Source organism: Magnetospirillum sp. UT-4 (genome assembly GCF_902729435.1).
Lineage (GTDB): Bacteria > Pseudomonadota > Alphaproteobacteria > Rhodospirillales > Magnetospirillaceae > Magnetospirillum.
The window spans coordinates 1-7,208 of the sequence record NZ_CACVCG010000095.1 but is presented as its reverse complement, the minus strand read 5'-3'; the positions used below and the strand labels follow the sequence as shown (position 1 = coordinate 7,208).

The 7,208-nt window shown below is 70.2% G+C and carries 6 protein-coding genes; 1 reads left to right on the top strand and 5 read right to left on the bottom strand.

All coding sequences use genetic code 11. From position 1 onward, the window contains the following. Positions 1 to 313: 313 nt before the first annotated feature. The 4 genes from MTBUT4_RS13500 to MTBUT4_RS13485 all read right to left on the bottom strand — a co-directional run bounded on the left by MTBUT4_RS13500 (position 314) and on the right by MTBUT4_RS13485 (position 4,554). Positions 314 to 1,099 carry an ABC transporter permease gene (locus MTBUT4_RS13500; RefSeq protein ID WP_173980213.1) on the bottom strand — a complete coding sequence of 262 codons (786 nt, stop codon included), beginning with the start codon at positions 1,097 to 1,099 and terminating at the stop codon, positions 314 to 316. Next, positions 1,096 to 2,070 carry an ABC transporter ATP-binding protein gene (locus MTBUT4_RS13495; protein ID WP_173980212.1) on the bottom strand — a complete coding sequence of 325 codons (975 nt, stop codon included), beginning with the start codon at positions 2,068 to 2,070 and terminating at the stop codon, positions 1,096 to 1,098. The genes MTBUT4_RS13500 and MTBUT4_RS13495 overlap by 4 nt, the downstream gene beginning before the upstream one ends. A 71-nt stretch (positions 2,071 to 2,141) precedes the next feature. Next, positions 2,142 to 3,536 (bottom strand): cobyrinate a,c-diamide synthase, encoded by a 1,395-nt coding sequence (locus tag MTBUT4_RS13490; RefSeq protein WP_173980211.1) that lies wholly within the window; start codon positions 3,534 to 3,536, stop codon positions 2,142 to 2,144. 7 nt (positions 3,537 to 3,543) lie between these two features. Continuing rightward, positions 3,544 to 4,554, bottom strand: coding sequence for a glycosyl transferase family protein (locus tag MTBUT4_RS13485; protein WP_254434862.1), 1,011 nt, complete (start codon positions 4,552 to 4,554; stop codon positions 3,544 to 3,546). A gap of 171 nt (positions 4,555 to 4,725) precedes the next feature. Here MTBUT4_RS13485 and MTBUT4_RS13480 point away from each other — a divergent pair, with 171 nt between their 5' ends. Then, positions 4,726 to 5,796, top strand: a complete 1,071-nt coding sequence (locus MTBUT4_RS13480) for a PA0069 family radical SAM protein (protein WP_173980209.1) — start codon at positions 4,726 to 4,728, stop codon at positions 5,794 to 5,796. Between the two features lie 161 nt (positions 5,797 to 5,957). Here MTBUT4_RS13480 and MTBUT4_RS13475 read toward each other — a convergent pair whose 3' ends face one another. Beyond that, positions 5,958 to 7,091 carry a hypothetical protein gene (locus MTBUT4_RS13475; RefSeq protein ID WP_173980208.1) on the bottom strand — a complete coding sequence of 378 codons (1,134 nt, stop codon included), beginning with the start codon at positions 7,089 to 7,091 and terminating at the stop codon, positions 5,958 to 5,960. Positions 7,092 to 7,208 lie beyond the last annotated feature (117 nt).

Below are 7,208 nucleotides of genomic sequence, written 5' to 3'. Positions count from 1 at the left end.
GCTCTTGCCGGACGGCCAGATCGTCGCCGGCATCAAGGCCATCGAGGACGGCCTGAACTTCTGACGCCCCCCTCGCCCGCCTGCGGGACCTTTGCGAAATTGCCTTTTTGGGCTCCCTCCCCCCTTGTGGGGGAGGGCTGGGGTGGGGGGTGCGCGCGTCAGCGCGCTACATGAAGTGTTTGATGACGTTAAATATTTTTCCGCGCTCGCCGCGCGTAAGCCCCCCCCTGCCCGGCGGCTGCGCCGCCACCCTCCCCCACCAGTGGGGAGGGTTTCGCAAAGGTCCCGCGGGCGGGCGAGGGGTTTCTCGGAATCAGGCCAGCGCCGCCGCTCCCTTCTCCCGTTTGCCCACCCGCAGCATGGACAGCACCAGGCAGATGCCGGCCCAGGCCAGGGTGACGGCCAGCGACACGCCGTAGGAGGCGCTGCCGAACAGGGTCTCGGCGCCGCCGTAGAAGGGGGCGCGGATCACTTCCAGCGCGTGGTGGACCGGGTTGACGGCCATCACCACGTAAAGCCAGGTGGGCGCGCCGGTGATGGGGAACAGCGCCCCCGACAACATCCACAGCGGCATCAGGAAGACCATCATCACCGCGTGGAAGCCGGCGGTCGAGCGCATCCCCCAGGCCAGCAGGAAGCCCAGCGAGGCGAAGCCCATGCCGGTGGCGACGAAGCCGAGCAGCAGCAGGCCGACACCGCCGGCGGTCAGGGTGAGGCCGAGGAACGGCGCGGCGACGGTGAACAGCAGCACCTGCACCAGGGCGATCAGGGTCGAGCCCCAGACCTTGCCCAGCACGATGGCCATGCGATCGACCGGGGCCACCAGCACCCCCTGCAGGAAGCCGGCATCGCGGTCCTCGATGATGGTGATGCAGGAAAAGATGCTGGCGAACAGCAGCATCATCACCATCACGCCGGGATAGAAGTATTCCAGGTAGGTGACCTGCTCCATGCCCGGCGGGCGGAAGCTGGAGCCCATGCCGGCGCCCAGGAACAGCCAGAACATCAGCGGCTGGGCGACGGCGCCGATGACCCGCTGCGGCTGGCGGGCGAAGCGGGTGAACTCGCGGCGGGCGAGGGACAGGGCGACGCGGATCATGGGTTGGCCACCGTCTCGCGCGGGGTTGATGCGGCGTGGTGCTCGACCCGGCTGGTGACGTGGACGAAGACGTCGTCGAGGTCGGGCCGCTTGATGGAGATGGACAGGATCTCGGGCCGCCAGCGCTCCAGGATGCGCTCCAGCAGCGGCAGGCCCTCGCCGTTCTCGGTCTCCTCGAGGCGCAGCTCGTCGCCGTGGCGGCGCACCGCCAGGCCCAGCTCGGCCTCCAGCACGGCGGCGAAGGCCTCGGGATCGACCGGGTGGAGCACCACCATCTCGGTGCCGATCTGGGCCTTCAGCGCCTGCGGGGTGTCATAGGCCAGCAGCCGGCCCTCGCGCATGATGGCGACGCGGTCCACATGCTCGGCCTCGGCGAAGACGTGGCTGGTCATCAGCACGGTCATGCCGCGCTCGCGCTGCAGCCGGTGCAGCGCCGCCAGGAAGCTGCGCCGCGACGATGGATCGAGGCCGGTGGTCGGCTCGTCCAGCAGCAGCACCCGGGGCCGGGTCATCAGCACCTTGGCCAGCTCCACCTGGCGGGCCAGGCCGCCCGACAGGGTGTCCACCTTCTGGTCGAGCCGGCCGCCGAGATCGGTCCAGGCCAGCGCCTCGTCCAGCAGGGGGCGGTACTCGGCCGACCCGATGCCGTAAAGGTCGGCATGGATGCGGATGTTCTCGGCCACCGTCAGGTGCTTGTCCACCGCCGGGCTCTGGAACACCACGCCGAGGATGCGGCGCACCTTGGCCGGCTCGGCGAACAGGTCGATGCCGCCGATGGCGACCTTGCCCCGGCTGGGCAGCGCCAGGCCGCAGAGGATGCGGAACAAGGTCGACTTGCCCGAGCCGTTGGGTCCCGACAGGATGGCGAATTCGCCCTCCGCCACCCGCAGCGACAGGTCATCGACGGCGGTGCGGGCGGGCTGCTTGCGCCCGCCGGGATAGATGTGGGTGAGCGATTCGATGCGGATCATGCGGCAGGGTCAATCATTGCGTTGAGGGGGGAACCTAACCCATCCGGCGCCGGCTGGCACCTGACAAAACATCAACCTTTGCCCGTCCGGACGGCGCGGCAGAAGGCCAGGAAGCGCGGCGCCCACGGGCTGGGTCCGACGCTGCGCATGTGGGCATAGGTGGCGAGCGTGTTGCCGACGATCAATCCGTCGCGCATGCCGCCGATGCCGGCGCCGCGCACCACGTCGTAGGCGAAGGCGAAATCGCCCTCGAGGTTCTCCAGGCGGGAATGGTGGAACTCGTGCGCCGGCAGCACCGTCGGCCCCTCCTCCAGCCGCGGCCAGGGGAAGGCGGCGGTCTCGCGCAGGCGGACATAGCCGCGCCCCTGCGGCCGGGCATGCATCACCGCGTCGCCGGGAATCACCCCGGCCATGGCGTGGCGCTCGCCCTGCCAGGCGATGGCCCGGGTCAGGTACATCAGGCCGCCGCACTCGGCATAGATGGGCAGGCCGGCGCGGGCCATGCGCAGCACGTCGCCGCGAAAGCCGGTATTGGCGGCCAGGCGGGCGGCGTTGGTCTCGGGGAAGCCGCCGCCGATGAACAATCCGTCCAGGTCGCCGGGCACGCCGCTGTCGTTGATGGCGTCCAGATACACCAGCTCGGCGCCGGCGGCGGCAAGGGAGTCCAGATCGTCGGGATAGTAGAAGCCGAAGGCGGCGTCGCGCACCACGCCGATCTTCAGATCGGCGGCCAAAGCGGGCGGCGGCGGCGGCGCGGCGGCCTGCACCTGCGGCGCCTCATGGGCCAGGGCGATGAGGGCGTCGAGATCGACCTGGGCGGCGACGCAATCCCTCAAGCCGGCGATGCCGGCGGCGGCCGCGCCCACTTCGTTGGCCGGGACCAGGCCCAGGTGACGCTCCATGATCTCCATGTCGGGCGCCCGCTGCACCGCCCCCAGCACCGGAATGCCGGTGTAATGGGCGACCACGTCGCGCAGCTTCTTCTCGTGGCGGGGCCCGCCGACCTTGTTGAGGATGACGCCGGCAATGCGGACGCGCGCGTCGAAGGCCTGGTAGCCCAGCAGCAGCGGCGCGATGCCCCGGGTCATGCCCGAGGTGTCGATCACCAGCACCACCGGCGCCTCCAGCCAGGTCGCCAGACTGGCGCTGGAATTGGCCCCCTCCAGATCGACGCCGTCGTACAGGCCCTTGTTGCCCTCGATCAGGCTGATGTCGGCGTCGCGGCTGAAGCGCTCGAAGGTGTCGCCGATCAGCCGGGGCGTCATGGTGTGGAAATCGAGGTTGCGGCAGGCCCGCCCGGTGGCGGCGCCCAGCCACAGCGGATCGATGTAGTCCGGCCCCTTCTTGAAGGTCTGCACCTTCAGCCCGCGCGCCGCCAGCGCCGCCGCCAGCCCGACGGTGACGGTGGTCTTGCCCGAGGATTTGTGCGCCGCCGAGATGAACAGGCGCGGGGCGGGACGAGTCATCGTACCCTCACAGCACCTTCCCCTTGATGCGGTCGCGCCACAGGACCTGGCCGGCACCCTCGGCCTCGGCCACCGATTTGGCGCGGCCGGAATAGCGCAGCACGATGGCGATGGTGCCGGCGATCACCGCGGCCGCCGTCTCGTCGGCATCCTCGCCGCTCCACAGCCGCTTCAGGCGGGCGAGGTCCAGGCTGTCCTCCTTGTCGCGCACGCCGGCGACGATGGCCGGCCATTCCTCGGAGCCGGGCTTGCCGCCCTCGAGGAAGCACACCTCGCAGGACTTCTCGGGCCGGCGCTCGACCTCGCCGCCGTCGCCCTTGAACACCGCCATGGCCTGCTCACCCATCAACCGCGCCCCTTCCTGGTGCACCGGCATGTAGGGCGGATGGGTGACGGCGTTGACCGAGAAGGCGGCGTCGAACGGATTGACCATGCGCGCCACGGTGTGGATGGGCGAGCGCAGGCCCAGGATCGCCTTCAGCCCCATGATCTTGTGCAAAGCGGGCGACAGGTGCTCCAGCGTCATGTAGGCGAAATTGGAGGACTGCAGCTGCGCCACCGCCTGGGCGGTGGAGGTGGCCACCGGCACCCCCAGCGCCGCCAGCGCGTCCGAGGTGTAGACGCGGCCCGCCGTATGGCCCTCGGCGCCGTGCATGAACACCTTGATGCCGTGCTGGGCCAGGGTCAGCGCCGCCAGCACGTAATAGGGCAGCTGGCGGGACTTGCCGGCATACGAGGCCCAGTCCACGTCCACCTTGACGGCGCCGGCCGGCTTGGCCAGGGCATCCTTGATGCCCAGCGCCAGGCCGGCGGCCTCCTCGGGCAGCTCGGTCTTGACCCGCAGCAGGCACAGGAAAGCGCCCAGCTGGGCGTCCAGAACCTCGCCGGCCATGATCATGCCCATGGCGGCGCGGGCCTCGTCCAGGGTCAGCGGCCGCGACAGGTTGGGCCCCTTGCCGAGAATGCGGACATAGGGGGCGAAGGGATGCTCGTTGGCGGCGGGGGCGGAGTGGGACACCGGGCGCTTCCTCTGCGGGTGGGAATGTTGCGACCATGATATCCTAATATTCACCCCGCGCGGCAAGCCTTCCGCGACGCCGCCCGGCCATTGCTCCGAGGCCTTGAGCGGGGGATGCGGCCAGGCCTCCTTGTTCTTGAAACGGACCCGGAACTTTCCTATTGTCGCGGCATGGACAGCAACACTCGGATTCCCCATCGCGGCGCCGTCAGCAACGCCACCGGCCGCTTCGAACGCCAGCGGCGCGAGGCGTTCGACGACGGCTGGGCGCTGGACGAGGACGACCTGCCGCCGCTCCGCACCGAGGTGGCGGTGGACGCCACCCGCACCATCATCGCCCGCAACGAGTCGCCCGACATTCCGTTCGACCGCTCCATCAATCCGTATCGCGGCTGCGAGCACGGCTGCATCTACTGCTTCGCGCGGCCGACCCACGCCTATCTCGGGCTGTCGCCGGGGCTGGATTTCGAGACCCGGCTGCTGGCCAAGCCCGACGCGGCGAAGCTGCTGGAGGCCGAACTGCGCAACCCGCGCTACCGCCCCGCCCCCATCGCCATCGGCACCAACACCGACCCCTACCAGCCGGTCGAGCGCAGGCTCCGCATCATGCGCGAGATCCTCGAAGTGCTGGCGGCGTTCCGCCATCCGGTCACCATCACCACCAAGGGCGCCCTGGTCCTGCGCGACCTCGACATCCTGGTGCCCATGGCGGCCGAGGGATTGGTGTCGGTGGGGATCAGCGTCACCACTTTGGACCGCGACCTCGCCCGCACCCTGGAGCCGCGCGCCAGCGTGCCGGCGGCGCGGCTGCAGGCCATCCGGCAGCTGGCGGCGGCGGGCATCCCCACCGCGGTGATGGTGGCCCCGATCATCCCCGCCGTCACCGAGCACGAGCTGGAACGGATTCTCGAAGCGGCGGCGGCGGCCGGCGCCACCTCCGCCGCCTACATCCTGCTGCGCCTGCCGCTCGAGGTCGAGGGGCTGATGGCCGAATGGCTGCAGGCCCACGCCCCCGGCCGCGCCCGCCATGTGCTGTCGCTGATGGCGCAACAGCGCGGCGGCAAAGCCTATGACTCGACCTTCGGCAGCCGCCGCACCGGCTCCGGCCCGCTGGCCGGCATGCTGGCCACCCGCTTCCGCCTGGCCTGCAAGCGCCTGGGCCTGGAGGAACGGGGCATGGCGCTGGACTGCACCCGCTTCCGCCCGCCGCCCAGGGCCGGCGATCAGTTGGCGCTGTTCTGATTGGTCACTCCCCTCCCCTCGATGGGAAGGGGCTTCCTTTTTTGCTCCCCTCCCCTCGATGGGAAGGGGCTTCCTTTTTTTGCTCCCCTCCCCTTGATGGGGAGGGGTTGGGGGTGGGGTGAGGCCGCGCACGGATGCGCCGGGGCGGGGTGCGCGCCGATTTACCGCCCAGGCCGCCTGGGCATGGAATCGAGATTGCGGTGCACCTCGGCCCGGTCGGCCTCGTCCTGGGCGATGGCCTGCACCGCCTGGTCGAGCCAGCTCTCGATGGTCGCCTTCATCTCCTCGTGGGTGCCCTTGAGGGCCGGTCCCCTGGCGATGCGGCGCGCCATGGCCTCCAGCATCCACTTGCGGCCGTCGGCGCCCAGCACCTGGCGATAGCGGATGGGGCCGAACACCCCGTAGGCGGTGAACAGGTACAGGGTGAACAGCCGGATGTCGCCACCCAGCACCGGCATCAGCAGCTTGAGCGCCTGCGGGCTGGTTGCCGCCACCGCCGACACCGCCTTGCGCAACTCGGCGGTGTCGAAGCCGGGGAACAGCGCCGCCATGCGCATCTTCTGACACACGCTCCACAGGATGTCGGCGTTGATGCTGTCGCCGGCTCCGGTCAGCAGCCGGTGGGCCGGCCCCAGCAGCAGCGGCGCCTTGCCCTCGACCAGAGCCCGCTCGGTGGAGTGCTCGGACAGCAGTTGGACCTTCAGCGGATCGCGGTACTCCAGCAGCTGCGGCCCCAGGGCCGTCACCAGCTCGGGGGACAGGGCGGCGTAGGTCGGGATCAGCGGCACCTGCCACTCGTAGAGCAGCCAATCGCGCATGGCCCGGAACAGCCGTTCCCCTGGCGAGGCCGGGGCGGGGCGCTTAGGCTGCGGCCTGGCCTTCGCCAGGCCCAGGGTCAAGGCCAGGCGGGCCAGCGGCCCCGGCTGCGGCGGCCGGAACACCGGGGCGTGACCGCGCAGGCGGCGGCGGAAATAGCGCCGGGCGCAGGCCCGAACCAGCAGCGCCACCACCTCGGCCAGGGTGCGGCCGCAGGCCAGCGGGTCCTCGTCGCTGCCGGGAAACAGACGCGCCGGCGTCACCACCACGTCCTGGAACAGCTCGGGCCGCTCGCGCAGCAGGCGAAAGGCCTGGGCCAGGATGAGCGGGTCGTCCAGCACCCGGTCGTAGACCTTGGCCGGCGGCACCAGGGCCAAAGCGGGGAGATGCCGGTGCAGCACGTCCGACACCTCGCGGCGCAGCACGGTGCGGATGCTTTCGACGGGATCGGCGGTAAACGCGGCGGCAAGGGCGGTCATGGTCGTGATCCACTGGGAGGCGGTCACTGTGACTATGCGCGCCGCGGAGGCGAAATACAACAAATGGTGTTATTGATATATTAATGCCGCAACCTATGAAAATTTGCCGTTAGAGCG